This is a genomic window from Citrobacter sp. L55 (assembly GCF_002850715.1).
In the GTDB taxonomy this organism is placed as follows: domain Bacteria; phylum Pseudomonadota; class Gammaproteobacteria; order Enterobacterales; family Enterobacteriaceae; genus Citrobacter; species Citrobacter braakii.
Genome location: NZ_KZ559401.1, coordinates 77914 through 104054, shown reverse-complemented (window position 1 = coordinate 104054; position 26141 = coordinate 77914). Strand labels below are relative to the sequence as shown.

26 protein-coding genes and 1 pseudogene are annotated in these 26141 nt (G+C 50.6%); 6 read left to right on the top strand and 21 right to left on the bottom strand.

Annotated elements, in window-relative coordinates:
- Positions 1 to 122 precede the first annotated feature (122 nt).
- From B9P82_RS07945 to B9P82_RS07900, 11 genes and pseudogenes are all read right to left on the bottom strand, one after another.
- Entirely contained in the window at positions 123 to 797 is a 675-nt protein-coding gene (locus B9P82_RS07945) for a Crp/Fnr family transcriptional regulator (RefSeq protein ID WP_047414281.1), read from the bottom strand.
- 24 nt (positions 798 to 821) lie between these two features.
- The gene (locus B9P82_RS07940) at positions 822 to 1295 is read right to left on the bottom strand and encodes a hypothetical protein (RefSeq protein WP_047414279.1); all 474 of its coding nucleotides are present in this window, start codon (positions 1293 to 1295) and stop codon (positions 822 to 824) included.
- The gene (locus B9P82_RS07935) at positions 1292 to 2068 is read right to left on the bottom strand and encodes a winged helix-turn-helix domain-containing protein (protein ID WP_047414277.1); all 777 of its coding nucleotides are present in this window, start codon (positions 2066 to 2068) and stop codon (positions 1292 to 1294) included. The genes B9P82_RS07940 and B9P82_RS07935 overlap by 4 nt, the downstream gene beginning before the upstream one ends.
- Before the next feature lie 69 nt (positions 2069 to 2137).
- Complete coding sequence (locus B9P82_RS07930; RefSeq protein ID WP_101700160.1) at positions 2138 to 3325, bottom strand: HD-GYP domain-containing protein; 1188 nt, start codon at positions 3323 to 3325, stop codon at positions 2138 to 2140.
- Positions 3326 to 3393: 68 nt separating this feature from the next.
- Entirely contained in the window at positions 3394 to 4572 is a 1179-nt protein-coding gene (locus B9P82_RS07925) for a fimbrial protein (protein ID WP_047414273.1), read from the bottom strand.
- A gap of 29 nt (positions 4573 to 4601) precedes the next feature.
- Positions 4602 to 4814, bottom strand: a complete 213-nt coding sequence (locus tag B9P82_RS28855; RefSeq protein WP_246842118.1) for a FimD/PapC C-terminal domain-containing protein — start codon at positions 4812 to 4814, stop codon at positions 4602 to 4604.
- A 105-nt stretch (positions 4815 to 4919) separates the two neighbouring features.
- Positions 4920 to 6982: pseudogene (locus B9P82_RS07920) on the bottom strand (fimbria/pilus outer membrane usher protein); the annotation flags it as partial.
- Between the two features lie 156 nt (positions 6983 to 7138).
- Positions 7139 to 7804 carry a fimbrial biogenesis chaperone gene (locus tag B9P82_RS07915; RefSeq protein ID WP_223952813.1) on the bottom strand — a complete coding sequence of 222 codons (666 nt, stop codon included), beginning with the start codon at positions 7802 to 7804 and terminating at the stop codon, positions 7139 to 7141.
- An 83-nt stretch (positions 7805 to 7887) separates the two neighbouring features.
- Positions 7888 to 8448 (bottom strand): fimbrial protein, encoded by a 561-nt coding sequence (locus B9P82_RS07910; RefSeq protein WP_047414269.1) that lies wholly within the window; start codon positions 8446 to 8448, stop codon positions 7888 to 7890.
- A gap of 917 nt (positions 8449 to 9365) precedes the next feature.
- Entirely contained in the window at positions 9366 to 9878 is a 513-nt protein-coding gene (locus B9P82_RS07905; RefSeq protein WP_016154204.1) for a hypothetical protein, read from the bottom strand.
- Entirely contained in the window at positions 9878 to 10663 is a 786-nt protein-coding gene (locus B9P82_RS07900) for a winged helix-turn-helix domain-containing protein (RefSeq protein WP_075847531.1), read from the bottom strand. Before B9P82_RS07900 ends, B9P82_RS07905 begins: the two co-directional genes overlap by 1 nt.
- A 456-nt stretch (positions 10664 to 11119) precedes the next feature.
- Here B9P82_RS07900 and B9P82_RS07895 point away from each other — a divergent pair, with 456 nt between their 5' ends.
- Both B9P82_RS07895 and B9P82_RS07890 read left to right on the top strand, forming a co-directional pair.
- Positions 11120 to 11722: a helix-turn-helix domain-containing protein gene (locus B9P82_RS07895; protein ID WP_016154202.1), complete on the top strand. Its 603-nt coding sequence runs from the start codon at positions 11120 to 11122 to the stop codon at positions 11720 to 11722.
- A 228-nt stretch (positions 11723 to 11950) separates the two neighbouring features.
- Positions 11951 to 12748 carry an EAL domain-containing protein gene (locus B9P82_RS07890; RefSeq protein WP_019077553.1) on the top strand — a complete coding sequence of 266 codons (798 nt, stop codon included), beginning with the start codon at positions 11951 to 11953 and terminating at the stop codon, positions 12746 to 12748.
- Between the two features lie 108 nt (positions 12749 to 12856).
- Here B9P82_RS07890 and sitD read toward each other — a convergent pair whose 3' ends face one another.
- The 4 genes from sitD to B9P82_RS07870 are packed head-to-tail and all read right to left on the bottom strand — an operon-like array spanning position 12857 to position 16294.
- Positions 12857 to 13708, bottom strand: coding sequence for an iron/manganese ABC transporter permease subunit SitD (sitD, locus tag B9P82_RS07885; protein WP_016154200.1), 852 nt, complete (start codon positions 13706 to 13708; stop codon positions 12857 to 12859).
- Complete coding sequence (gene sitC / locus B9P82_RS07880) at positions 13705 to 14562, bottom strand: iron/manganese ABC transporter permease subunit SitC (RefSeq protein ID WP_016154199.1); 858 nt, start codon at positions 14560 to 14562, stop codon at positions 13705 to 13707. Before sitC ends, sitD begins: the two co-directional genes overlap by 4 nt.
- Positions 14563 to 14564: 2 nt before the next feature.
- On the bottom strand, positions 14565 to 15380 hold the full coding sequence (gene sitB, locus B9P82_RS07875) for an iron/manganese ABC transporter ATP-binding protein SitB (RefSeq protein WP_019077551.1): 816 nt from the start codon (positions 15378 to 15380) through the stop codon (positions 14565 to 14567).
- Positions 15377 to 16294, bottom strand: coding sequence for a metal ABC transporter substrate-binding protein (locus B9P82_RS07870; RefSeq protein ID WP_019077550.1), 918 nt, complete (start codon positions 16292 to 16294; stop codon positions 15377 to 15379). The genes sitB and B9P82_RS07870 overlap by 4 nt, the downstream gene beginning before the upstream one ends.
- A 188-nt stretch (positions 16295 to 16482) precedes the next feature.
- Between B9P82_RS07870 and B9P82_RS07865 the strand changes: the two genes are divergently transcribed.
- Positions 16483 to 16827 carry a nitrous oxide-stimulated promoter family protein gene (locus B9P82_RS07865; RefSeq protein ID WP_003825888.1) on the top strand — a complete coding sequence of 115 codons (345 nt, stop codon included), beginning with the start codon at positions 16483 to 16485 and terminating at the stop codon, positions 16825 to 16827.
- A 106-nt stretch (positions 16828 to 16933) separates the two neighbouring features.
- Here B9P82_RS07865 and flhA read toward each other — a convergent pair whose 3' ends face one another.
- From flhA to hypA, 6 genes are all read right to left on the bottom strand, one after another.
- Positions 16934 to 19012 carry a formate hydrogenlyase transcriptional activator FlhA gene (gene flhA / locus B9P82_RS07860; RefSeq protein ID WP_101700159.1) on the bottom strand — a complete coding sequence of 693 codons (2079 nt, stop codon included), beginning with the start codon at positions 19010 to 19012 and terminating at the stop codon, positions 16934 to 16936.
- Positions 19013 to 19218: 206 nt separating this feature from the next.
- On the bottom strand, positions 19219 to 20229 hold the full coding sequence (gene hypE, locus B9P82_RS07855) for a hydrogenase maturation carbamoyl dehydratase HypE (protein WP_016157324.1): 1011 nt from the start codon (positions 20227 to 20229) through the stop codon (positions 19219 to 19221).
- A complete protein-coding gene (gene hypD / locus B9P82_RS07850) occupies positions 20226 to 21347 on the bottom strand; it encodes a hydrogenase formation protein HypD (RefSeq protein ID WP_019077547.1) in 1122 nt (373 codons plus the stop codon). Before hypD ends, hypE begins: the two co-directional genes overlap by 4 nt.
- Positions 21347 to 21619 (bottom strand): hydrogenase 3 maturation protein HypC, encoded by a 273-nt coding sequence (gene hypC / locus B9P82_RS07845; protein WP_003037411.1) that lies wholly within the window; start codon positions 21617 to 21619, stop codon positions 21347 to 21349. Before hypC ends, hypD begins: the two co-directional genes overlap by 1 nt.
- Positions 21610 to 22482: a hydrogenase nickel incorporation protein HypB gene (hypB, locus tag B9P82_RS07840; protein ID WP_016154192.1), complete on the bottom strand. Its 873-nt coding sequence runs from the start codon at positions 22480 to 22482 to the stop codon at positions 21610 to 21612. The genes hypC and hypB overlap by 10 nt, the downstream gene beginning before the upstream one ends.
- A 53-nt stretch (positions 22483 to 22535) precedes the next feature.
- On the bottom strand, positions 22536 to 22907 hold the full coding sequence (hypA, locus tag B9P82_RS07835) for a hydrogenase maturation nickel metallochaperone HypA (RefSeq protein WP_019077546.1): 372 nt from the start codon (positions 22905 to 22907) through the stop codon (positions 22536 to 22538).
- 198 nt (positions 22908 to 23105) lie between these two features.
- On the opposite strand from hypA, the gene hycA reads away from it, so the two are divergent.
- The 3 genes from hycA (at position 23106) to hycC (ending at position 26141) form a co-directional block, all read left to right on the top strand.
- Positions 23106 to 23564, top strand: a complete 459-nt coding sequence (gene hycA / locus B9P82_RS07830; protein WP_016154190.1) for a formate hydrogenlyase regulator HycA — start codon at positions 23106 to 23108, stop codon at positions 23562 to 23564.
- 142 nt (positions 23565 to 23706) lie between these two features.
- The gene (gene hycB, locus B9P82_RS07825; protein ID WP_016154189.1) at positions 23707 to 24318 is read left to right on the top strand and encodes a formate hydrogenlyase subunit HycB; all 612 of its coding nucleotides are present in this window, start codon (positions 23707 to 23709) and stop codon (positions 24316 to 24318) included.
- The gene (gene hycC, locus B9P82_RS07820; protein WP_101700158.1) at positions 24315 to 26141 is read left to right on the top strand and encodes a formate hydrogenlyase subunit 3; all 1827 of its coding nucleotides are present in this window, start codon (positions 24315 to 24317) and stop codon (positions 26139 to 26141) included. The genes hycB and hycC overlap by 4 nt, the downstream gene beginning before the upstream one ends.

The following is a 26141-nucleotide window of genomic DNA, read 5'->3' as shown; positions in this document are numbered from 1 at the left end:
ACTCTTTGTTTTTAAGAAAAATGAGTCCGGTGCTTTCCTCAAAGTGATACACTGGACAATAAATGATTTACTGATTTTTTGAGATGAAACTAAGAAATTACAAGAACATCCTCATTCAGACGCTATTTTTTGTCTGACACCATTAGCGTTATCTCTTTTTTATTTAGCATGGAAATAATCCCCTGATCCTTCAGGCTATCCAGGGCACGCGACAAGGTGGATATCGAAATGCCCAGAACCTGGGCCAGTTCTTTCTTACTGATCGGTAACTCAAGGTTGAGATGCTCAAAGCCATACTCTTTATAAGTGCGAGACAACAGTTGCAGGAAATATTGAACCTTCTGCAAGGTATCACTTTTGGTCAATACTGAAATAAATTGCTGTTTTTCCTGCGCCGAACGTGACAGGATCCTGACAATAAAATCTGTAAACCCTGGCATCAGCTGGCTCATTTCGTAGAAATGATCGCTTCTCAGTACGCAAACTTCTATTTCCGTTGCGGCTTGAATATCCTGCTGACTGTACCCGATGTGCAGCTCCTCCACGCCCATCACCTGTCCTGGCAAAACGATCCCCATCAGTTGCCCGCGCGCATCGTAAACCTTAGCGGCCCCGCTACGTAGGGCATACAGCTCGTCTATTTTCTCTCCCCGACGATAAATATATTCACCTCTGGCAATCTTCTTTTTTGTCTCCAGATTGCGGATAAACAATGGATCTTTCTGCCTGAACAGATAGGCGGAGCACAGTTCTGCAAAACCGCACTCTTCACAATTGACACAATTATTTCTTTTCATAGTGAATGTATAACACTATCCCTGTTATTGAATCACACAGTTCATTAAGGGTGATAAGGTATTTGCAATCGTAATATAGTTATTGTCTTTTTTGTCTAAGGAGATAACGTATTCCCCTTCCATCCCAAATATTTTTGTTGTCAGCAGGGTAATGTCTTCCGGCACATTATCGTGAGCCATGATATCTTTTGTCGTCGTATTCATACGATACTGGTTGCCACTGACGTTATGATAGGTAAATGTTATATAACGCGACAATCGATATTGACGCCCCTGATAGTCAATGTTGCCGGAAAGATTAAATACGCCCGTTTCGTTCTTGTTAAATTCAAACGTGATATTTCCTTTGAATAAGAGAGCGTGATCCGAAGCGTCAACATAGGTGATATTCGCAAAGCAGCGTTTGTCAAAATAAACACCCGATCGCAGGCTTAGTTGCCATGTTAACAGACAAATCAACGCGACCACTGCCAGCACTAAGGTTGTCATCAGCTTCATTTTAATTTCCAGTTAAAAGCATAATGGTTCTCACAATAGACAATTTTTGCTGTTGCCTTATCTGTTGGACAATAAGAGTAGAAAAACCGACCATGACTACCGTAAAGAACACTGGGTTGAAAATAAACCATAATCTGCGCGGGTTTCCGGGCGCACTTTAGCTCAAGTTCAGGCTGTAGCTGACGGATAATATTCATGACCTGAGGGTCAACTTCCTCCGATAAATCTTCATAGGCAGTAAATTTGCAGTTCCCGATTTCACCAATACTGTATTCGGCTGCAAAACGCGGTGAACCCTGTTTCTGGCTGAGTATCCAAAGGTTGGCCAGCAGCAAAAACGCGATAGCCGCAATCAGCCAGAGGTTTTTTTTATCCTTCGTTGCCGCCTTACGCAGGGATACCGGAAGAGGTGTGGTACTCACCATTTCTTCATCATTCTGCAGTTCAACGGCGATTTCTGGTGAGAAGTAAAAGCCCACCTTGGGTACGGCTACAATAATTTCCTCAATGAATATTAAGGATGTTAATGTTTTTCTGAGGATACTAATGTACTGGCTCAGCGATGAACTGGAACCCGGATGGCCCGCTTCCTCCCAGACTTTATCCAGAAGATAATCGCGTTCAAGTACCCGGCCTGGCGACGCAATCAGTAACGAAAGAATACGGTTAGCGGTATTTGTTAGCCTTTTACTTTGCTCGTTTCCGGGTTCCTTGACCACAAGTTCCCCGCTCTCGCTATCGTAAATGACTCTATTGGCTATCAAATATTTCATTCGCGTTTTCTTTCGGTAAATTTATACAATATGCATTCTGCGCGGCTGCGATTTCGGGTTATGCCTGGCTTAGTACATCGCAACCAAAGGTCTGAGCACTGCAATATTATGGCTTAGCAGATCGACAATGTCCCGATCCAGACGAAAATTTGACGCCTCTTCCTCCAGAATAATCAATGCGTTTTCGCTGGACATCCCCTGACGATAGGGGCGGTTCTCGGTCATCGCGGTGAAAACATCAGCCACAGCAATAATACGCGAAGGGATATCCAGCGCAGCCGCGCCCAGGCGAAAAGGATAGCCGCTGCCGTCGAGGCGTTCATGATGTCTTGCCGCCCAGTGTACGATTTCACCCAGCTCCTCAATGGGATGTAGCATCTCCAGCGTCTTATAGCTGTGGCGCTTCATTTGCGCGTACTCGTCCGGCTCCAGCTTCCCCTGCTTCTCGAGGATTTCCAGTGGAATACCCAGCTTGCCAATATCGTGCAGGTACCCCGCGATGCGGATTTTATCCTGGGTGTAGCGATCGCAGCCGTACAGCTCCGCAAGCTTCGCCGCCACGTGAGCCACGCTGGTACTGTGACTCTGCGTAAAGCTGCTGTATTTATCGACGATATTCGAAATCAGCAGGCAGACCTCCAGAAAATCATGGTGATCCAGCACCACATCATTGAGCGGGCTGATAACGCGCAGCACCTGTTGTAATGAGGGCGAACTCAGGCGAAACCAGAAACCATCCTCATGGCTGGCATCCTGTAGCGCCTCGACCAGGCACGATGGCCATAGTGGGCTACTGGCCAGAAAACCGGAAACAATATTATGCCGTTGGGCCACATAGTCACCTTCAATCCCGCGCAGCCACAGCTCAAACTCATCGGCCAGATGCACCAGATGCCAGGTATTTAGCATTGTATTCTGCGTGTAACCCAAGGCATCCGCGTGGCGCGTTTCAAGAATTACGGTCACTGGCTGTAAAAAACGTACGCCGGACATCATTGAGGCGCCAAGTCGTCCATGCTCTTCAATAAAGGCTTTACCATGGGCGCCACTGAAGGGATGCACTTTGCTCAGCGCCCCGATATTGTGCAACATACCCGCAAGCCAGGCGTTATTGATGGCTGCACTGTCAAAACCTGCTCGATTCCCGAGATACCAGCAAATGAGACCCGTGCGTTGCAAATGATGCACCAGTTCAGGAGAAAGCGGGTGCATAATGCTGTGCAGAAGATCAAGCACGGTTTGAACAGATATTTTCATAAAATCCTTTAAGAGAATTAAATTAAAAACTTACTGTAGCCCGTCTGGGCCACAGTAAAATAGGGGGGTTAATCGTAGCCAAACATTATCTGCGCAGTCGCCACCACGCTACCGGTTGATAATGCTGATGCGTTATAAACTTTGTAATAAGCATGAAGATAAATGTATTGCGTATTGCTTATATCATCATCTTTAGCGATATCTAATATTTGTGAGGCATGTTCCATATTATTGCTACTGGATATTTGCACCTCATCATAGTCACCCATAAACATCCGGCTACGAATGGCAATACCTACCCCTCCCGCCGTGGTTTCATCGTTGACCATTATCTGGTAGCTGGTATCAGAACTGACTAAATCATTGCTGGATAACCAGGCCTTAACATTGCGGGTAGACGTTTTAATTCCGGCCAGGTTGCCGCACTTCAGCGGGATCGTGAAATCGGCACCAGCTGCCTTTCCATTTTTTTTCAGGACGCTAAACGGAGCAGGGGGTAATTTCACGCTCATGTCCCGCGTCATATTGCAGGTTGTTTCTTTTGGCTCAAACTGAATCGTCAGCTTCTCATAAGCAATAAAATAATCGGTATTCCAGCTTTTGCGTGCGGTTTCAGACATCATATTGGACCAGGCGCGATAAGCATATGTTTTGCTGGAAAGGAACGGTGAGCTGGAGCCGCTTCCGGTACCGCTCATCACCGCAGGTATGACCGACAGTGCGCCGCTGGTTGTGGTTTTGGTATAGCTTTCCATGCCCACAGGCGGAGCCGACATTAATTCCGCCCGCAGCGTATATTGTGTCTGATATGACAGAGAGTGAATGCCCACGATACCGCTGACAGTCACTTTGGTATCGCCACTAATGGTGGCCGTTAATTTTATCCAGTAGCTACTTTCACCATCCGCACTGTTGAAATTCAAATAAACAGGAGAACCGTTGAAACCGGTAAAATAATATAAGTGGTCTTGCGCCAGACCACCGATCCCAATATTCCCGTAAGTACAGGTCATACTACCCGACCAACTGGTGGTATAGGAATATTCAACGACGTTTGAATTCACGAAAGCCGATGAAAGATTTAGCGACTTATCCGATTCTGCGACGCTGGTAAAAAGTATGCCGGAATTACGGCAGGTATCGCCTGTTACACCGCGAGACTGAGCCTGCGACTGTGCTTGTGCAGATAATATTGGGAGTGCAGTCAGTATTATGGCCGTAACCATAAGATAAAATAGTTTTTTCATGATTGATTCTGTTAGCTGAGTAAACTGAGTTAGCGACAAATATTTTCAGCATGCTCTGCAGGCTGGGAAATAGTGCAGAATTTTTTAGTTTTGCCTTTGCTGATATTCACTTTCAGGCTGGCGGGAAGCGTCTCTGACTTAATAAAAATCTGACTCCCCTGTGCGACATAGCCGACTTCTTCATTCCCGGCACCGCTGACAACCGCGCCAAACGGTAACTGACCCCCTTCCGCGGTTTGCACATCAAAAGTGAAGAGTCTGCGCGTGTCAGTTTTGTACTTCAGCCAGCTGATACTGCCTTCGTACGGCGCCACATTGAGTAAATTACCTTCAAGGTCGACGTCGCTTTTTTGGGTTCCATCCTGCTCCAGATGGAAATTATTCTGTCGGTACGGTGTCGCGCTGGTGATGAGGGCGATACCTTTGCTGTTGGTGTGTGCGGAGGTATCGCCGTTAACGACCGCGTTCACCACTCCTGGCGCTTCAATAATGACAAAATTACGTCCGTTATGAGGAGACGCCAGCAGCCCACCCTTCCATGCCAGCAGATTGCCGCTGGCACCCAAGCTTAGCTGGCGATATTCACGGGCCAGGGTCGCGCCGCTGTTCATGCTGGTATAGTCATTTTTCCAGCTGGTGTAGAGATCGGCTGCCCGCGAATCGTTGTCACTGTCGTGGCTCAGCATCAGGCTGTAGTCAACATCATGCATATTCCCGCTCATGCTGACGTCAGAAGAGGAATATTTGCCGTTCTGCACGCTGGCATGAGAAGACAGGCTGCCGCCGCTGCCGAATATCGACATCGGTATCGTGACAGAAAAATAGAGGTTGTTTTCCGTCTTACCGCGTGAACGCAACGCGCTCACCAGGTCGCCTTCATAATTGGTTTCATAGTCGTAATAGGACTGCGTAACCTCCGAGCGGCGCAGCGAAACCGAGTAGTTGATGCCGTGACTGGCATTGCTCCAGGTCAGGTTGTACTGACGGCTACTTTTCTGACCGCGCCAGTAATCGCGCCAGTAGGCTGAAAGTGACAGTCTTCCAAATTGTTCCCCCAGCGGCTGATTAATATTGGCGCTAAAGGCTTGTTTGCTGTTGATCGTTGAGGTGCCCGTTCCGCCATAATCCTTAATATTGGATTTGGTCAGGATATAATCGCTAAAAGAAGCGTAATCCTGAGTACGGTAATAATACGAAGCCAGCGAATATTGGTGCGGGTCGGGAAGTATTTACTCCAGGACAGCGCGTATTTTTCTCCGTGGCGACGGCTCTCGCCAGGCAGACGATACTGCGACTCCTCCACGGAAGCCGAGAGTGACCCAGCGTAGGGGACGGAAACCGCTCCTCCCAGAAGCAGAGACTGATAATCCTGGCTCCAGATCCCGCCCGCTGACGCGGTGAGGTAGTTATTCACCCCACGTGAATAGCTCACCTGGGTAAAATGGCTGCTATCGTCGACGTTGCGCATGTCCACAGCCCCGACGTTAATCTGATAGTCGCTGCTGCCGGGGCGCTGCATATCCGGGATCGAGGAGAATGGCACAATGAAGTGCTCAATGTTGCCGCCAGTGTTTTTTACCTCGACGGATAAATCGCTGCGTGAGCCGGTTGGCATCAGATCGCGGATGGCAAAGGGACCTGGCGGGACATTGATCTGGTGGATGATATGACCATCCTGGGAGATACTGACCACCGCTGAACTGGTTGCAACACCTTCGATCACCGGCATATAAACGTTTTCGCTGTCCGGTAACATCTGACGACTTTTATTCAGTGTCACCCCACGAAAACGGACCGTGTCAAAATAATCAGACGTCGTATAGCTTCGACCAATGCGCAGTACCGAATCGATTGCCGCAATTGGTTTTTCAACAAAACGCGTGGTATTTATCCAGCTACCTTTGTTCATTGCGCTGTAGCGCATCCACGATGAGCTATCGAGAAAATGCCAGCCATACAGGTTTAGTCCGCTGTTCAGCGATAAATACAGATTATCGCTGTCACTATAGCCATTCTGCAGGCCGTGAAAATTGTAATAGTTGAAATTGTAATTGGTATACAGGCCATTAATTCCCTGATCCCATTTTTGCGGTGACACCCAGTTACGGCTATATTCTTTTACGAAAGCCTGAGGTACTTCTAAATCCAGACGCAGTGTGCCGGGTATCAGGGCGCTTTTCCCTCCGTGTAGCAGGGTATTAACGTCGAGCTTTTCAGCGGTGCTTTTATTTACAATATCATCCAGCCCCTGAATATCCAGTAGAGATGCGTCGTCTTTATTAATAAGCAGAGTACCTTTATCGTCATTAGCGACGGAAATATTAAATTTCCCGCGCCAGACGTTATTCACATAAACATCCAAATCATAAGCCCCCGGCGTCATAACCAGCCGAGAATTACTCCAGTCCATATCTGCTGAATTACCTACCAGCAGGCTGCTATTAAAATCCTCCGCCAACGCGCCGTATGAAAATATCGCGAGGCTGACAGAGTGAACTAGCAAACTTATACGAAACAGAGAACTGTTTTTCATCAGAATTGAACCTGGAGTCATTTATCTGGGATATCAGTGGATAGTGCTGAATCTCTTTGCGCCATAATCATCAAGCCAGGTAAGGCGATATTGCCCACCGGACTGAATTTTGCTGGATACCAGCGCGCAGCCAAACGGCGGTATAAACGCAGTCTCAGCCAGTAAATTATCTTTTCGGCTTTGCTTTAGCTCGCCCCCCTGCCATGTCACGACCTGAGGGATGGTCATGTAATATGGCGAATTATTCTTCAGGCAGGTGTGACCGCCAGAAGTCGAAACGGTAATTTTCTCCGCCACGCTGCTGTCGAGATCGCTCAGTTGATCCGGACGATAGAACAGTTTTATACGATTGCGAATGGCCACTTGTAGGTAGCTATCTCCACTCCCTTCAGGGACGGGAGGGACATCCAGAACGTTAAGCCAGAACACACTTTCGCGGTCTTTTGGCAGCGAATGGGTGTTCATCGCCGAGATTTTCAGAGCCTGTCCGGCGTGTCCGCTCATTTTTACGACCGGAGGCAGCAGAGAAAACGGCACTTTGACTTTCTCCGGCGCGGCGGAAGCATCGCCCTCGTCAATCCAGGACTGCACCAGATGGGTTTGTTCGCTGTCGTTTACCAGTTGCACCGACACAAATTTGGCGCTGGCCGGATAAATAACACGCGTTTCGTTGATCACAACGCTTGCGCTGGCATTCATGGAAATGAACGTAGCCGCAAGAAAAAATATCAGAGTTTTCATAATGTCGTAGAGGAGAGCCGGGGAGACCCCGGCTGAATGAGTTAGTCGTAGCTGAAGGAATAAGTTGCGTCAGTAACTACTTTACCGGTTGTTACGGCCGCGCCACCGTAGTTGTAGTAGTTGGCATACATGGTCAGTGTGACGCCATCTTCGGTGGCAGCGTCAGCGGAACTCAGACCAGTATCGAAAGCGGTATCAAACGGTACGGCAGTGTTACCGTCTTTGGTTAGCGCAATACCCACACCCTCGGCGCCATTGTCGCTGTAGTTTTTCAGGTATTTAGCGTCATCCGACAGGTTGCTGCTGCTGAAAGTGATTTTAAGCGTTTTAGCTTCGTCCGATGCCGCAGAGCAGTTTTTCAGATTCATGGTGAAGTCTTTGGCGTTGGTTTTAACAACACCGGCGGTGGTGCCCATATCACCCACAGCAATAGGGGAAAGGTTTACCGTGAAGTCTGAACCGTTATTGGTCACCACGTTACAGGTGGTATCGGACACTGAACCGTTAAAGGTAATAGTGCCACCCGCTACGCCGGTTGATTCAGCTGCAAATGCAGAGCCGGAAACCATCAATGCCGCTACGATGAATGTTTTGTTAAACATTTGTGTATATCCCATTTTCATAATCAAATTTACTTTTGTCAGTAGCGTGAAACTTTTTCCCTGCTCCCTGGTTCGCGCTACATCATCCCTGGCATCTGAACAGATGTTGATGATTCATTTCACCTTCTCTGGAGTGGCGCATTCGGTTGCAGAACAACATTTCGCGTCACGCTGTAAGGTTGGAATATAAGACCATTGTTTGCATATTTGGTAAATGTAAATATCGATTAAATTATTTTTTTAAGATTAAAACGCTATTTTTAATGTTTTTTATAAATTTATATCATGAGCGAGGGGATGAAGAGGCTAGCGTTAAGAAAGTAATTACTGGTTAGATGATGGACAAAAGCTGCAAATGACGTTTTTGCAGAACAGAGGAATAGGCGAATGAATAAATTAATTAACTAATTGTTATCAAAAGCTTAATAAAATAAACGTGTTAGATACAATTACTGTGTCGGCCCTGGGCTAAAGTGGACTCCCGGGCAGGGCAATCAATCGGGTTATGAACATGCTCAATACCTGTCTGACCGGATGATTGTGCCGCATTGCAGAATATCAGCTTGGCACACCGTCAAATTTCGCCGCTAACTCTGCGCCTGAAAAGTCGCCCGAGCTATAAAATCATCGTTGCATCAATATACAACTGTCGGTGACATTTATTACCGGCGGTCAGAGAGGGAAGGGATTATTGGAAAACCAGAGAGTTATAACGCTGGACGAGCAGGGTAACAATGTTCGCATAATCAGTGAGTTATGGTAGTGTAGGTTAGAATAGGGTTTTTATATTATGAGAGAAAATAATCTTTATTAATCAGCATTAACACACCAAGGCATCACTGGCGTGTGGTTCGTGAAGTCCGTATCAAGTGACTCTTTCAAATCGTTTTTGCTCTTATTTAATCTTCGCTTATTGATTATTCATTTTCCGGCAACGCATAATTCTGGCAGTACAGATAGGGGATCCCCTCTTTGGTAATCAAATACGTCTCTCTATTCAGCGCAAAAAAATCGACGTTGGATACGCTGGTGTTGGTCAGGAAGAAGTCGGGGAGGAGTTCCTGAATGAGACTGGCGGGTGCTGTTTCGCGATTGGATATTTGGATTTTCTGCGAAATCCAAACCGGGCTTGAGCCGTAGCTGGATTGTGTAAAAAGTACCATGCGTTGCACGGTCTGCTCATTATTTTCGGCATCTTTGATAATGCCATCAATATTCACAATACCTTTGCTGCCGCCGGTTTTGATATCAATGATCCCTCGGAATGAGCTTGTATTGCGTACAATCTCGATGGCAGACCGACAGGTCAGATTATGTAACTGACCATTGTTTTTACTGTACCGGTAGACGGCGGTAACAATTAGCGCAGCAAAACAAAGCAACAGGATAATACCTGTCTGGATGCGGGGCGTTCGGGAATAAAAATTCATTAGCTATCATACCGTGGGTAATAAACCGACTGACAGGCGTTTTCCTGCCTGTTTTTCATCGGTGAGCGACATACAAGCACGGATAATTTCTTGGATTCAGGGTAGGTGGTGATATAGATAAATTTATGGCTCTGACACAGCCTAGGATTTTTGTTGATAAATGCCGTATGTCGGGAGAAATTACTGGCATCATTATTAAAATAATACTGACAGTCAGTGGGGGCGTTGTCTGCGGTGATATAGCCGGAGAAATAGTTATCACTGGTTTGCCACGGATACATTATAAGCACACAAATTATCAGGGTAATGGCAAGTATGACCATTTCAGCAGTGGTTATCAAAGGTTGGCGCGCTGTGTCATCTGACAGTTCTTCTATGGCGACATCCGGCACTAAAGGTTCTGCTGTAAAAGATACGCTCTCCTCCGGAGTTTCAATCACCTGAATATTGAACTCTTCCTGGATGATCAGCCCTTTGCGGGGGATCGTGGTGATAAGCGGTTGCTCCAGTTCCAGCTGCAGCAAACTTTTGCGCAAAGAGAGAATGCTTTGATAAAAGGCGTTGAAGCTCACCTGGCGGTGATTTTTACCCCAGCCGAATTCCAGTAGTTCGTTTTGGGAAACCACTTGCCCGCGATGTTGAATAAGTAATAAAAGACATAATGACGCCGAGTGTTTGAGTTTTATCCGCTGATTGGGTTGATCTATCCGCGCCAGAGATTGTGTAGCTGGCGTAAATATTATTATTTTTTCAATCAGATAACTGACATTGCCAGTCTCAGACATGATGTTTCTACTCTTGCTGGTGCGCCAGGCGGTTGGCGAGTCATGATACCACTTAGTCCATAAAGACCACCAGTATGGACCCGACCCTGCAGCGAGAACCGCGAAGTGTTTCAATTTCGTATCATAATATAACAACAATGATAACTTTTTAATGAAAATAAACTATATATAAATCAATGTATTGTATCTTTTTGGCTACATTGAAAAGAACAGAAAGATGAAATAACAACGACAAAGATGATTGCCATTAATTCTTTATGGACAGCGTCATATACTGCCTGGCGCCACCACGCGAAAACAGCATGAGTCTGAACGCGTCAACGGCACCAGGGAATGCCGGTGGTAGATGTAGATGGGAATAAATGTCAGCTTGTTGGTGAGCTGACATTTATTTTTCGTGTTGAGTAAAATTCCACCCTCGTTTTGACAAAGCCATAATTTGCGGTAGAGAGTCCCATGTTCCAGAAAGATATTGAAAATGCTGTAGTGCTTGTTGGTGATGAAATGAAAAAGTCAGATAATGCCTGGCTGTCCTTACGCAAAAAACGCCAGCGTATTGATCTGAAGAGTGATGGAAATATCTTGTTTCTGGAGAAAGGGGCCGTCTCTGTTCATCGTGTGGAAAATGATTTAGTGATGGTAAGTATATCTGCACCGGCCATCCTCGGCTTGCCACAAATGCGTACGGAAGTTGCCGGACACTATTTACGTTGTGATACCGATTGTGAAATGTGGGCAATGAGTGCACCCAATGCCGAACTTTTGTTCACTGCAAAGAATCTTTGGAAACATGCATTTGATATTTTAACGCTACATCTGCAACGCTATTTTCAACGAGAAAAATTGCAATCGCATCGCACTATCCGTGAATTGATTATTGAACACCTGAAATATATTTGGTCGATGGAGCCTGAGATGCGTGAAAACACATCTGTGTATACATTCATTCTCGCTCGAAATCATATCTCACGCAGTGCTATCCACAAAGTATTGCAGGAGTTAGTGAGTGACGGAAAAATAATTATGAAGCGAGGGAAACTCTCTTTTTTTGTATGTTAAAGTTAACATTAAAAGCATCTGACGTGTTTTTTTGCACTCAGCTGAAATGATAATGAAAAAACTGGGTTTGTGATTTTTGTTGATTATCAGTATGTTGGTTTTTGTCTTTTTCTTCACCGCTGATGCCAGCTACGCGGAATGTCCATTTTTATCTATAAATTAGTATTTATTTATTAATTTGATATGAATATGATGTTCCCTCCAATAATAACAAAAGTCATATCGCCAATGACCAACGGCAGGCCGGAAAACCTTGAGGCACAGCATAGCCGACTGTTTGGCAACCCTACTACCGATACAACGGATGTTCGCGCTGCACTGCAAAACGCGTTGGATCACAATACCTTTGTCCTGCTGGCCCAGCCTATCGTCAGTACTCGTGGTGATGAATCCTATCATGAGATATTGATCCGCATGCTCAATGAGCACGGGGAATTTCTTTCCCCTGACCATTTTCTGTCGGTTGCACGCGACACAGGGTTAGCACCCGATATCGATCTTTGGGTTATTGAGAACACCCTGAAGTACATGCGCTACCATCCGCTGAGTTGTTTTTCCATTAACCTGGCGCCAGTGACGCTATGTCGTTCAGGTATCGTTGCAAAGATAACTGCGTTGTTGCAGGAATATGTGGTGATTCCGCAACGGATTATTTTTGAGATAACCGAGGCTGATACCCTGTCAGATAAAGAACACACGGCGGATACACTACGCTTACTACGTCAATTGGGATGTCGGATCGCGATTGATGACTTCGGTGCCGGGTTTGCAAGCTATGAACGCCTGATGAACATTGAAGCAGATATTTTGAAGATTGATGGGTCTTTCGTTCGTGGGATTATAAAATGTGAGGTTAGTCGCTATATCATCGAATCTTTCTGCCGGGTTGCGGCAATGAAAGGTATGCAGGTTGTCGCCGAGTTTGTTGAAAGTGCCGAAATCCAGATGCACCTGGAACACATGAATGTCGGGTGGTTACAGGGATACCACATTGGCAAGCCACAACCGTTGTTCACGTTAGAGTAATCTATAATCCGTTTATTTAAACGTATCATCACGATGCTGTAATCTGCCGATAATATAACCTCCTGGCGGAGGCTATATTAATATCAAGAACATTAGCTGACCAATAATTTACGGATCCTGCAGCTGAAGCTGATTCTCTAAACGCCTATCGCGCAGGGTTGCATAAATAAAGGTAATCACAAACAGCAGGGAAAATAGTACGACGATGGTGGGAGCCGGCGCGCTGTCGATGAAAAATGACAGGTACACGCCCATAAATGAGGTAATGACCGACATCGCCACCGCCAGCCATAAGGCGTGGGAAAATTTCCGCGTCATTAAAATCGCGATGGCGCCAGGTGCAATCAGTAATGAAATTGACAAAATAATCCCTACCGATTTTAGCGTGGCGACAATCGTCAGGGCGATCATGCACAACAGGCCGTAATGCAGCAGTGCGGTGTTAAGCCCACTGGCCTTTGCCTGATGTGGGTCGAACGCATGCAGCAGCAAATCTTTCCATTTAAGTCCGATGATAAGCGCGATCCCCAGAGTAATAACCGCGGTTTGCATGATATCGCTTAAAGATACGCCCAGCATGTCGCCGAACAGAATATGATCGAGATGGACTTCTGACTGGATAGAGACGTACAGCACCAGACCCGCACCAAACATCCCGGAGAAAACAATACCCATGATGGTGTCGCGCTTAATGCGGCTGTTATCGTCGAGGTATCCGGTCGCCACCGCGCAGAACAGACCGGCGATAAACGCGCCAATTGCCAGCGGAATGCCCGCAATCCACGCCAGTACAATCCCTGGGAAAACGGCATGACTCATGGCATCGCCCATCAACGCCCAGCCTTTGAGTACTAAAAATACCGACAACAGCGCGCAGGGCACAGCGACGATGGTAGAGATGACCAGCGCATTAACCATAAAGCTAAACTGAAAAGGTTCCAGCAGCGTTGTTAAGATCATACTTGCTCCTTGTTCACCAGACGGGCGCGGCGGCGATTTGCCAGCAGACCGTGTTTTGGTGCGAAGACAAATGCCAGCAGGAACAGCAGCGTTTGCAGAACGACGATAATTCCGCCGGTTGCACCGTCCAGCCAGTAGCTTAGCCAGGCGCCGAAAAAGCTGGTCAGGCTGCCGAGCGCCACGGCGATGGTGAGCAGGCGAGGAAAACGATCGGTCAGCAGCCAGGCCGTCGCACCGGGCGTAACCACCAGGCAAATCACCAGAAAGGCGCCGACGGTTTGCAGTGCGGCGATCGTGGAAACGGAGAGCAGCGTAAAAAACAACAGCTTCAGCCGACCCGGATTCAGACCGATAGACCGCGCGTGGTTTTCATCAAAAAAGACCACCATCAGATCTTTCCACTTCAAAAACAGAATGGTCAGCGAAACCACGCCGATGATCGCCAGTTGCAGGATATCTTCCGGCGCAATCGCCAGGATGTTACCCAGAATAATGGTCTGGATGTTCACCGACATCGGATTAAGCGACACCATAAACAGCCCTATACCGAAAAAGGACGAAAAAATCAGCCCGATAATGGCATCTTCCTTCAGGCGTGAACGCTGATTGAGAAACAGCATGCTGCCCGCCGCCAGTCCACCGGAAAGAAATGCGCCCAGCGCGAAGGGAAGCCCTAACATATAGGCTCCGGCTACGCCTGGAACGATCGAGTGCGACAGTGCATCGCCAATCAGCGACCAGCCTTTAAGCATCAGATAGCAGGAGAGAAATGCGCACAGGCCGCCGACCATCGCCGAAACCCACATGGCGTTGAGCATGTACTGGTAGCCAAACGGCTCCGTCAGCCAGTTCATGATTACTCCCCCTCGCTTGCCGCGCGTCGCGAAATAAACGGACGTTCATCATCGGTAATCACGTGTTGTTCACCGCCGCTCAGCGCGACGTGACGCAGAACGCCGCTGAATGCCAGCTCGAGATTCTCGTGGGTAAACGTGGTTTCGGTTGGCCCACTTGCCAGCACCGTGCCCTTAATCATCACCGTGTAATCGCAAAATTCGGTGACGGATCCCAGATTATGGGTAGAGACCAGCATAGTCCGGCCTTCATCACGCAGTTCACGCAGCAGATCGATGATCCGGGCCTCGGTTTTCACATCCACGCCGGTGAAGGGTTCATCCAGTAAAATAACCTGCCCGTCCTGTGCGATGGCTCTTGCCAGAAAAACGCGTTTTTTCTGCCCGCCGGACAGTTCACCTATCTGGCGATGGCGATAGTCCAGCATATCTACCCGCGCCAGCGCCGCATCCACGCAGTCGTGGTCGATCTGTTTTGGTCGACGCAGCCACCCCATATGGCCAAAGCGGCCCATCATCACTACATCTTCCACCAGTACCGGAAACGACCAGTCCACCTCTTCTGACTGGGGGACATAGGCGATAAGATTCTGTTTGAGCGCCTTATTAACCGGTTGTTGCAGAATAGATATTTCCCCTTTCGCCAACCGGACAAAACCCATCAGCGCTTTAAAAAGCGTTGATTTTCCCGAACCGTTTACGCCGACCAGAGCGGCAATTGAGCCGCCCGGAACCTGAAAAGTGGCATCCCGCAGCGCGGTGTGGCCGTTGCGATACGTCACCGTAACCTGATTCACGGTAATCGCAGATTGACTCATTTTTGGCTCCTTAACCCGTCGTTGATGCCGCTGACGATGGTTTCTGTCGTCACGCGCAGTAAATCCAGATAGGTCGGTACCGGACCATCGGCAGCGCTGAGCGAATCGACATACAGCACGCCGCCGTAATACGCGCCAGACTCGCGGGCGACCTGACGCGCAGGTTTGTCGGACACGGTGCTTTCGCTAAATACGGTAGGGATTTGATGTTTTCTGATCGCATCGATCACTTTGCGTACCTGCTTGGGCGTGCCTTGCTGATCGGCATTGATCGGCCATAGATACAGCTCTTTCAGGCCGTTATCACGCGCGAGGTAAGAGAATGCGCCTTCGCTGGTGACCAGCCAGCGTTTATCAGCAGGGAGCTTCGCCAGTTCTGCATGCAGTGGCGCCAGAGTCTGCTGGATTTTCGCTTTATAATTCTCCGCATTTTTCTGGTAGGTTGCGGCATGGTCGGGATCGTATTTCATCAGCGCATCGCGAATGTTATCCACGTAGATAAGCGCGTTCTCCGCTGACATCCAGGCATGCGGATTCGGTTTGCCGTTGTACGGCCCTTCGCTGATACCCATTGGCTGCACGCCGTTTGAAACCATGACCTCCGGTACGCCGGACAAATTTTGATAGAAGCGGGCAAACCATAGTTCGAGGTTAAGGCCGTTGGAGAGAATAAGCTGTGCGCCCTGCGCCCGTTTAATATCTCCCGGAGTGGGTTGATATTCGTGAATTTCTGCCCCGGGTTTGGTGATGGAACTGACGTCCGCCGCGTCACCTGCCACGTTGCTTGCCATATCGGCAATCACCGTAAAGGTGGTTATCACTTTGAACTTTTCTTTCGCCCAGGCAGGTGACAGCGTAAGCGCCGTTAACACGCTGGCAAGGAGAAATGACTTTAGATGGGGCAGATGCGGCATAGTATCCCTCACAACAAAGTGGTTAATTTATCATCGAATATAGCCTTTGCTATGTTATATAGCACATGGCATAAACAAATGAAAATAATTCTTATTTGCGTAGGGTGCTAAGGAATGTATCACCGCCAGGTAATAGTCCTGCGCTTAGTTAAGGTGTATTATTTATGCAACTTAATTGTGGAGGCATCATGTCCGGCAAACGTATTGCACGTGAGAAAATGACGATCCAGAGAATGATCTCGCTGTATGAGAGCCAGTGTCCGCAGGCTTCAGATGAACCGGGGCATTACGATGCGTTGTTTGCCTATGCGCAAAAGCGCCTGGATAAATGCGTATTTGGTGAGGAAAAACCGGCCTGCAAACAGTGTCCGGTGCACTGTTACCAGCCCGCTAAACGCGAAGAGATGAAGCAAATTATGCGTTGGGCTGGACCCAGAATGCTCTGGCGTCATCCGATCCTGACCGTGCGTCATCTGATTGATGACAAACGTCCGGTGCCGGAGTTACCCGAGAAATACCAGCGGAAGAAGTGATTTAGCAATTCTATGCCGGATGGCGGCTGCGCCTTATCCGGCCGACAAAGACAAACGCACCAGTGGCGTAGGCCCGATAAGCGTAGCGCTATCGGGCAATAATCCGTTAAACCAGTGCGTCCTTATCAATGCCCAGGCGCTTCATGCGCGAGAGTAACGTTGTGCGTTTCAACCCCAGTCTTTGTGCCGCGCCTTTAGGACCGGCGACAACGCCATTGGTTTCTTTCAGAACGCGCATTATCAGCTGGTATTCATCTTCGCCATCCTGCGCGACTTCGGTCGCCACCGGCGGCGTAGACGGCGCCATAGCGATTACATCCGGCAAGGACAGTTGCAGCACGTTGCCCCGGGTGAGCAGAACCGCGCGTTCTACGACGTTTTCCAGCTCGCGCACGTTACCCGGCCATTCCATGTTGCTCAGCGTACGCAGGGCTTCGGCGGGAATGCTGTCGATATTGCGCCCCATCCGGCGGGCAATTTTGAAGGTGAAGGCTTTCACCAGCAGCGGAATATCTTCCGGGCGCTCGCGCAGCGGCGGCAGATGGATCGGGAAGACGTTCAGTCGATAGTAGAGATCGTTACGAAACTCGCGATCGGCGACCATCTTTTTCAGATCGCGGTTAGTGGCAGCGATCAAGCGAACGTCGGTCAGGATCAGCTTATTGCTGCCCAGACGTTCAAACTCCTGCTCCTGCAGAACGCGCAGCAGCTTGGGCTGAAGCTCCAGCGGCATGTCGCCAACTTCATCGAGAAATAACGAACTTTTGTCCGCCAGTTCAAAGCGTCCAATCCGCTGCGTGCTGGCCCCGGTAAATGCGCCACGCTCATGGCCAAACAGATCGCTTTCCAGCAATCCGGCAGGCATTGCCGCGCAGTTCATTTTCACCATCCGACGGGCGTTACGTCCGCTCAGGTTGTGAATTGCTCGTGCAATCAGCTCCTTACCCGTCCCGGTTTCACCAAGAATCAGGACAGTGCTGTCGCTTTGCGCCACCATTTCGACCTGTTTGAGTACGCTGTACATCGCTTCGCTGCGGCCAATGATTTCTCCGAACTCACTCTCCACGTTGTTGAGTTGTTCAGTCAGCGCCAGGTTTTCATCGACCAGCCGCTCCTTCAGGCGGTGGATCTCCTGGTAGGCGAGAGCGTTATCCACGGCGATCGCCACGCGTTCTGCGATTTGGCGCAGCAGTTTGAGATTGGCGGTGGTGAATACTTTCTCTTCACATTGCGCCAGCTTAAGTACGCCGAGCATATTATTGCCGGACATCAGCGGCAGCAGGCACAGAGTCTGTAGCTGGTTGCCCCAGGTTTCGAACAACATTCTTTCGTAAGGGGCCAGGGTATCGCGTTCGCTCAGGTTAATCAGCAGCATCTCTTTGCTTTTGAAGACCCGTTCAGAGAGCGTACCGGCTTCGTCCACTTCACTTTGTTCGTGTGCCGGATGATGTTCATCCAGATAGTGAGTGGAATAAATGCTGAGCTTGTTTTTGCGATCGCTGCGTAATACGATGCTGATGGCATCAATGTCGAAGTAGTGATGGATCTCTTTAGCGACTTCGCTGACCAGCTCATCAATATCCAGGCGGGAGAGCACAGCATTGGTGATGGCGACCAGGATGCGAAAGTTATCACGCTCACGGCACAGGAGATCGTAATCGACATTGTTGCTGACCCGGCTTTGAATTTGTTCAGCAACGACGCCGACTATTTGGGTGAAGGTCTGCAGCCGGTTGTACTCTTTTTCACTCCACGGTTGGTCTTCGTTACGGATAAATTCGCAACCGCCAAAGATTCGTCCATCTGCCGCCAGCGGCAGCAGGCAGTAGTGACCAAATTTAGAATACAGCCCGCCAGAGGCCAGCTGTGGCCAGGTTTCGTTAAACTCGTGATAGTTGCAGTGCAGCGCATCGGGGCGAGACAAAATACGGCGTACCGGGCCATGCGCCAGCACCGTTTCGTCTTCATAATCGATGGGGTTACCATTTTCACGCGTCGCAAAATAACGCGCACGCTGCGTTTGTGCCTGCCATAAGACAATAGCCGCGCAGTCGGCCAGCGCTGAACGCTTGACCAGTTGCGAAAGCGCCTCGCTGAGAGACGGCAGGTCGGGCTGCTGTAATAATGTACGAGTAATATCGAACAGGCCTTGCTGTCCGAGGTCACTCATCGGTGTATACGACATATTGCTTTTCCAGGAAAAGCACCGCAGAACGGTGCGAAAACGGTAAATGAATTATAGGTATAAGTCGTAAATTATTGCCGGACTGGTCCTGCTACACGAACCGTAGACCCGATCGGCAAAACGCCATCAGGTGATATTGCAGCGTTAAGGCCGGATGTCGACGCAAATGCGTCTTACCCGGCCTACAGCTTGCTGCCAACCGGCTGTTAGCATATACGAGGTAATGGTTCGGCGTGTGGTAAATCGAGAGTGCGTTTCACGCCGTAGAGTCCGGCAAGACGCACACCTTTGCGTTCTACCACTTCACCAATCATTGCGGCATCGCGTCCTAACGGATGTGCGCGCAGCGCGGCAAGCACCGTTTCAGCAGCCTGACGCTCAACGGCAATCACCAGCTTGCCTTCGTTAGCAAAGTTAAGCGCATCCAGACCCAGCAGTTCGCAAACGCCACGCACCGCGGGCTTCACGGGCAGGGCCGCTTCAGACAGCTCAATACCAAACCCGCATGAGGCGGCAAATTCATGCGTTACCGCATTTACGCCGCCACGGGTCGCGTCACGCAGCGCCTTCACGCCGGGAATATCACGCAGCGTCTGGATAAGCGGTGTCAATACCGCGCAGTCGCTGACCAGTTCGCCATCAAGACCCAGCTGTTCGCGCAGGTTAAGGATAGTTGCGCCGTGATCGCCAAGCGTACCGCTGACCAGCAGCACATCGCCTGGGCCGAGGGTCTGTGCGCCCCAGTGAATGTTGGCGGGGATCGCCCCCATTCCGGCCGTGTTGATGAACAGCTTGTCTGCAGCGCCGCGCTGCACGACTTTGGTATCGCCGGTCACGATGGCGATGCCCGCTTCACGCGCGGTCGCCGCCATACTGTTGACGACGGTTTTCAACGTCTCCATCGGCAAACCCTCTTCGAGGATAAAACCGCAGGAGAGGTAGCGAGGGATCGCGCCGCTGACCGCCACGTCGTTAGCCGTACCGCAGATGGCCAGCTTGCCGATATTGCCACCCGGGAAGAACAACGGATCGATAACATAGCTGTCGGTTGAAAACGCCAGACGATCGCCTTCTGCGACCAGTTGCGCCAGATCCAGACGGGCCTGATCTTCTTGTTCCGCCAGCCACGGATTAGCAAAAGCCTCCATAAACAGACTGTTGATCAACTGCTGCATAGCCTGACCGCCGCTACCGTGGGCGAGTTGTACGCTGTTCATGCTTCACACTCCTGCTGACGATACTGATACCAGGCGGCACATGCGCCTTCTGAGGAGACCATCAGGGCGCCAAACGCGGTCTCCGGGTTACAGGTTTTGCCAAATAGCGGGCACTGATGCGGTTTGCATCTGCCGGTCAATACCTCGCCGCAACGCGCGCGCGGATCGTCATACACCTGCTGCGGCGCTGGCTGGAAATGCGCTTCGGCATCAAAGCGCTGATAGTCTGGCGTCAGGTGAACGCCAGAGGATTCAATGACGCCCAGACCTCGCCATTCGCTATCGCCATTGACGCAGAACACTTCGGCGATGGCCTGTTGCGCTAGCAGGTTACCGGCGTCCGGCACCACGCGGCGATACTGGTTTTCAACCTGGCTATGCGCGGCAATCTTCTGTTCAATCAACATCACCACGCCCTGCAGCAGATCGAGCGGTTCGAAACCGGCGACCACCAACGGACGATGGAAATCTGAAGCAATGAAATTATAGGCATCGGTGCCAATCACCATGCTGACATGGCCCGGCGCTAAGAAGGCGTCGATGCCGTTGTCCGGCTGTTCCAGCAGGCTGCGCAGCGTAGGGATAAGCGTGATGTGCTGGCAGAAAAAGTAAAAGTTCTGCACGTCACGCTGTTTTGCCTGCTGAAGGGTGATGGCGGTGGTTGGCATTGTGGTTTCAAAACCCAGGCCAAAGAACACAACCTTACGCGTTGGGTTTTCCTGCGCCAGCTTCAGCGCATCCATCGGTGAATAGACGATGCGGATATCCGCGCCGCGCGCTTTGGCTTGTAGCAAAGAACCTTGTTTACCCGGAACGCGCATCGCATCGCCAAAGGTGCAAAAAATCACTTCCGGATGGCTGGCGATTTCCACACAGCTGTCGATTCTGCCCATCGGCAGAACGCAAACCGGGCAGCCCGGGCCATGAATAAACTCGACGTTGTCAGGCAGCAATTGGTCGAGACCGAACTTGAAGATAGCGTGGGTATGACCACCACACACTTCCATGATGCGCAGCGGACGTTCAGCAGTGTAGGGGAGGTGTGCGGCACGTTCACACAGGTGCTCTATCAACTGCATCACCTGTTCTGGTGCGCGGTATTCGTCAACAAAACGCATTATTTTTCCTCGCCATACAACAACGCGCCGACATCCGGCTCAACGTCAAACATGTTTTGCAGCGCGTCGAGCGTGTCGCGCGCTTCAGCTTCATTAATGATGCTCATGGCAAAGCCGACGTGGACCAGTACCCACTGGCCCAGACGGGGTTGACCGTGTTCATCGCAGCTTCCGACCAGCGTCAGGTCGACGTCGCGCTGAATACCGCAAACGTCGACTTTGGCCTGGTTGCCATCAATGGTGCGGATTTGACCCGGAACACCTATGCACATCGCTGCGTCTCCAGCCAGGAGAGCCATTGGTCCATGCCTTCGCCACTGGTGGCGGAAATCAGGATAATCTCAATTTCCGGGTTCACTTCCCGGGCGCTGGCGATGCACTTTTCTACGTCAAAATTGAGGTACGGCAGTAGGTCTACTTTGTTGAGCAGCATCAGCGACGCGGCGGCAAACATATGCGGGTATTTCAGCGGCTTGTCTTCGCCTTCGGTGACGGAAAGCACCGCCACTTTATGGCGTTCGCCGAGGTCGAAGCTGGCCGGGCAAACCAGGTTCCCGACGTTTTCAATGAACAGGATGCCGTTGTCTTCAAGCGGCAAACGTGGCGCGGCGTCAGCAATCATTTGTGCGTCAAGGTGGCAACCTTTACCGGTGTTGACCTGGATGGCGGGCGTACCTGTGGCGCGAATACGGGCGGCATCGTTAACCGTCTGCTGGTCGCCTTCAATGACGGCGCAAGGCACGCTGTCTTTGAGCTTCATCAGCGTTTCGGTCAGCAGCGTGGTTTTACCGGAGCCTGGGCTTGAGACAAGGTTTAATACCAGATGTTGACGGGCAGCAAAGCGGGCACGGTTGCGCTCGGCCAGACGGTTGTTTTTATCCAGCACGTCAATTTCCACTTCCAGCATCCGGCGCTGACTCATGCCTGGCGCGTGGGTGCCTGCTTCACCGTGACCGTAATGCAAATCGCCTTCTTCGGTCTGGCTCGGTGTGAAACTGGAGGTCTTCACCCCGGTAATATTCAGCGCCGGACGAGCCGCCGGGGCAAATGGCGCGCTGCGAAACGCCGAGTGGGGATTATGCTCATCACCCTCTATATAAAGGTTGCCTTCAGCGCAACCACATGTCGTACACATCGCTCACTCCTGATCTTATTACTTGCGATACTTCAGTTGCCGGATGATGACGCTTAGGCGTCGGCATCTGACGCTGGAGTTTCATCTATTTCAATACGTCGAATCTGTAAGCCGTCATCGGCCACAATTCTCAGCATATCGCTGTTGCATTGCGGACATCTGCGCACGCGTTGCGTCAGTAAGGTGACGTATTGCTGACAAGATTCGCACCAACATTCGGCTTCTTGTTCTTCGAGGTGGAGTTTACAACCTTCTGCAAGGGTCCCGCGGCATACCAGATCAAAACAAAAGGCGAGAGCGCTGGTTTCTACGCAAGAAAATGCGCCAATTTTGAGCCAGACCCCAGTTACTCGTTGAGCACCGTATTGCGTGGCCTGTTGTTCAATCAATTCCAGTGCCCGTTGGCAGAGGGTTATTTCGTGCATACCGCCTCCTATGAAGTTGCCGTATTAAAAGCAATAAACATGCCAGCTTGAATTTTTTCGATCGTGACAATGACGACGATGACGAAATGACATGTCGTCACCGCTCTTTGATTTTTTATCTATATGAAAATTAAGGTTTTTAATTTTGGCATGAAATGTGCTTAAAGCTGTTCATCTCTGCTAAACGGGTAACCTGACATGACTATTTGGGAAATAAGCGAAAAAGCCGATTACATCGCTGAACGGCATCGTCGCCTACAGGACCAGTGGCGTATTTACTGCAACTCGCTGGTTCAGGGGATCACCCTGTCAAAAGCGCGTTTGCATCATGCAATGAGCTGCGCACCGGACAAGGATCTCTGCTTCGTCCTTTTTGAACACTTCACTATCTACGTCACGCTGGCGGACGGCTTTAACAGCCACACCATCGAGTACTACGTTGAAACGAAAGACGGTGATGATAAGCAACTGATTGCACAGGCTGAGTTGACCATCGACGGTAAGGTTGATGAGCGTATCAGCAACCGCGATCGCGAGCAGGTGCTGGAACACTATCTCGAAAAAATCGCCACCGTCTACGACAGCCTCTATACCGCGGTTGAGAACAATATGCCGGTGAATTTAAGCCAGCTGATTGAGGGACATAGCCCGGCTTAAGCCTTGGGTGCTGCCCACTTTTGTCATGATGCACTTTCATACTGCGTCACGACGTTTAGGGAATGGGCATGTCGAAAAATGTCGAAATGACATTTTCCAGACATGTTTTCGTCAAAAATGACTATCACCTGAGGAATGCCTGGTGAATCGTTTTGTAATTGCTGACTCCACTCTTTGCATCGGCTGCCACACCTGTGAAGCCGCCTGCTCAGAGACACATCGCCAGCATGGCCTGCAGTCAATGCCGCGCCTGAAAGTGATGTTAAATGAAAAAGAATCCGCCCCGCAGCTTTGCCACCATTGCGAAGATGCGCCTTGCGCCACCGTTTGTCCGGTTAATGCGATTAATCGCGTTGATGGTGCCGTGCAGCTGAATGAAAGCCTGTGTGTAAGCTGCAAACTGTGCGGGATCGCCTGTCCGTTTGGCGCGATTGAGTTTTCCGGTAGCCGTCCGCTGCATATCCCGGCAAACGCCAATACGCCAAAAGCGCCTCCGGCTCCGCCAGCGCCTGCCCGCGTGAGCACGTTGCTGGACTGGGTTCCGGGTATTCGTGCCATCGCGGTGAAATGCGATCTGTGCAGTTTTGACGAGCTTGGTCCGGCCTGCGTACGCATGTGCCCGACCAAAGCCCTGCACCTGGTGAGTAACGTGGATATTGCCCGCGCCAGCAAACGTAAGCGTGAGCTGACTTTTAATACCGACTTCGGCGATCTCACCTTGTTTCAGCAGGCTCAGAGTGGGGATGCAAAATGAGCGCAATTTCACTGATTAACAGCGGCGTAGCTTGGTTTACGGCGGCTGCGGTTCTGGCATTTCTGTTTTCATTTCACAAACCGCTGAGCGGCTGGATTGCCGGGGTTGGCGGTGCGGTTGGCAGCCTGTGTACAGCGGCTGCGGGTTTCACCGTACTGACTAATGCCCTGGCTTTAAGCGGTGTGATGCCATTTATTGGTCACAGTGTGCAAATTACCCCGTTGAACGCTATCTGGCTGATTACGCTGGGCCTGTGCGGCCTGTTTGTCAGCCTGTTCAACATTGACTGGCATCGTCATCCGCAGGTAAAAGCCAACGGGCTGCTGGTGAATCTGCTGATGGCCGCAGCGGTATGTGCGGTGGTTGCCAGCAACCTCGGAACGCTGGTGGTGATGGCGGAAATCATGGCGCTGTGTGCCGTGTTCCTCACCGGCTGCAGCAAAGAGGGCAAACTGTGGTTTGCGCTGGGCCGCGTCGGCACGCTACTGCTGGCTATTGCCTGCTACCTGGTGTGGCAACGCTACGGCACCCTGGAGCTGCGCCTGCTTGACCTGCGCGCACAGGAGCTGCCGCTCGGGTCTGATATCTGGCTGCTGGGCGTGGCGGGTTTTGGCCTGCTGGCCGGGATTATTCCGCTGCACGGATGGGTGCCGCAGGCACACGCCAACGCCAGCGCACCGGCTGCGGCGCTGTTCTCTACCGTCGTCATGAAGGTGGGTCTGCTGGGTATTCTCTCCCTGTCGCTGCTGGGCGGTAACGCGCCGCTGTGGTGGGGCATTACGCTGCTGGTGCTGGGAATGATCACCGCGTTTGTCGGCGGTCTGTATGCGCTGATGGAACACAACATTCAGCGTCTGCTGGCATACCACACGCTGGAAAACATCGGCATTATTCTGCTGGGTCTGGGCGCAGGCGTAACCGGAATTTCCCTGAATCAACCTGCGCTGATTGCGCTGGGTTTGACCGGCGGTCTGTACCACCTGGTAAACCACAGCCTGTTCAAAAGCGTTCTGTTCCTGGGCGCAGGCAGCATCTGGTTCCGTACCGGTCATCGTGATATCGAAAAACTGGGCGGTATCGGTAAACGTATGCCGGTTATCTCTCTGGCGATGCTGGTTGGCCTGATGGCGATGGCCGCACTGCCGCCGCTGAACGGTTTTGCCGGTGAGTGGGTTATCTACCAGTCCTTCTTTAAGCTTGGCAACAGCGGTGTTTTTGTCGGTCGTCTGTTAGGACCGTTGCTGGCGGTAGGACTGGCGATTACCGGCGCGCTGGCGGTGATGTGTATGGCGAAAGTCTATGGCGTTACGTTCCTTGGAGCACCGCGCACGAAGGAAGCTGAAAATGCCTGCTGCGCGCCAATTCTGATGGGCGTTAGCGTAGTCGCGTTGGCTATCTGCTGCGTGATTGGGGGCGTTGCTGCGCCGTGGCTGCTGCCGATGATCTCCGCTGCCGTTCCGCTGCCGCTGGAAACCGCGAACACCACCGTTTCTCAGCCAATGATCACGCTGCTGCTGATCGCATGTCCGCTGCTGCCGTTCATCATCATGGCGATTTTCAAAGGCAACCGTCTGCCATCGCGTTCACGCGGTGCGGCATGGGTGTGTGGTTACGATCACGAGCAGTCAATGGTCATTACCGCACACGGTTTTGCCATGCCGGTGAAAGAAGCCTTTGCTCCGGTACTCAAACTGCGCAAATGGCTGAATCCGGTATCACTGGTTCCGGGCTGGCAGAATGCGGCTGCACCGGTGCTGTTCCGTCGCCTGGCGCTGATTGAGCTGGCGGTACTGGTGGTGATTGTGGTTTCACGAGGAGCCTGA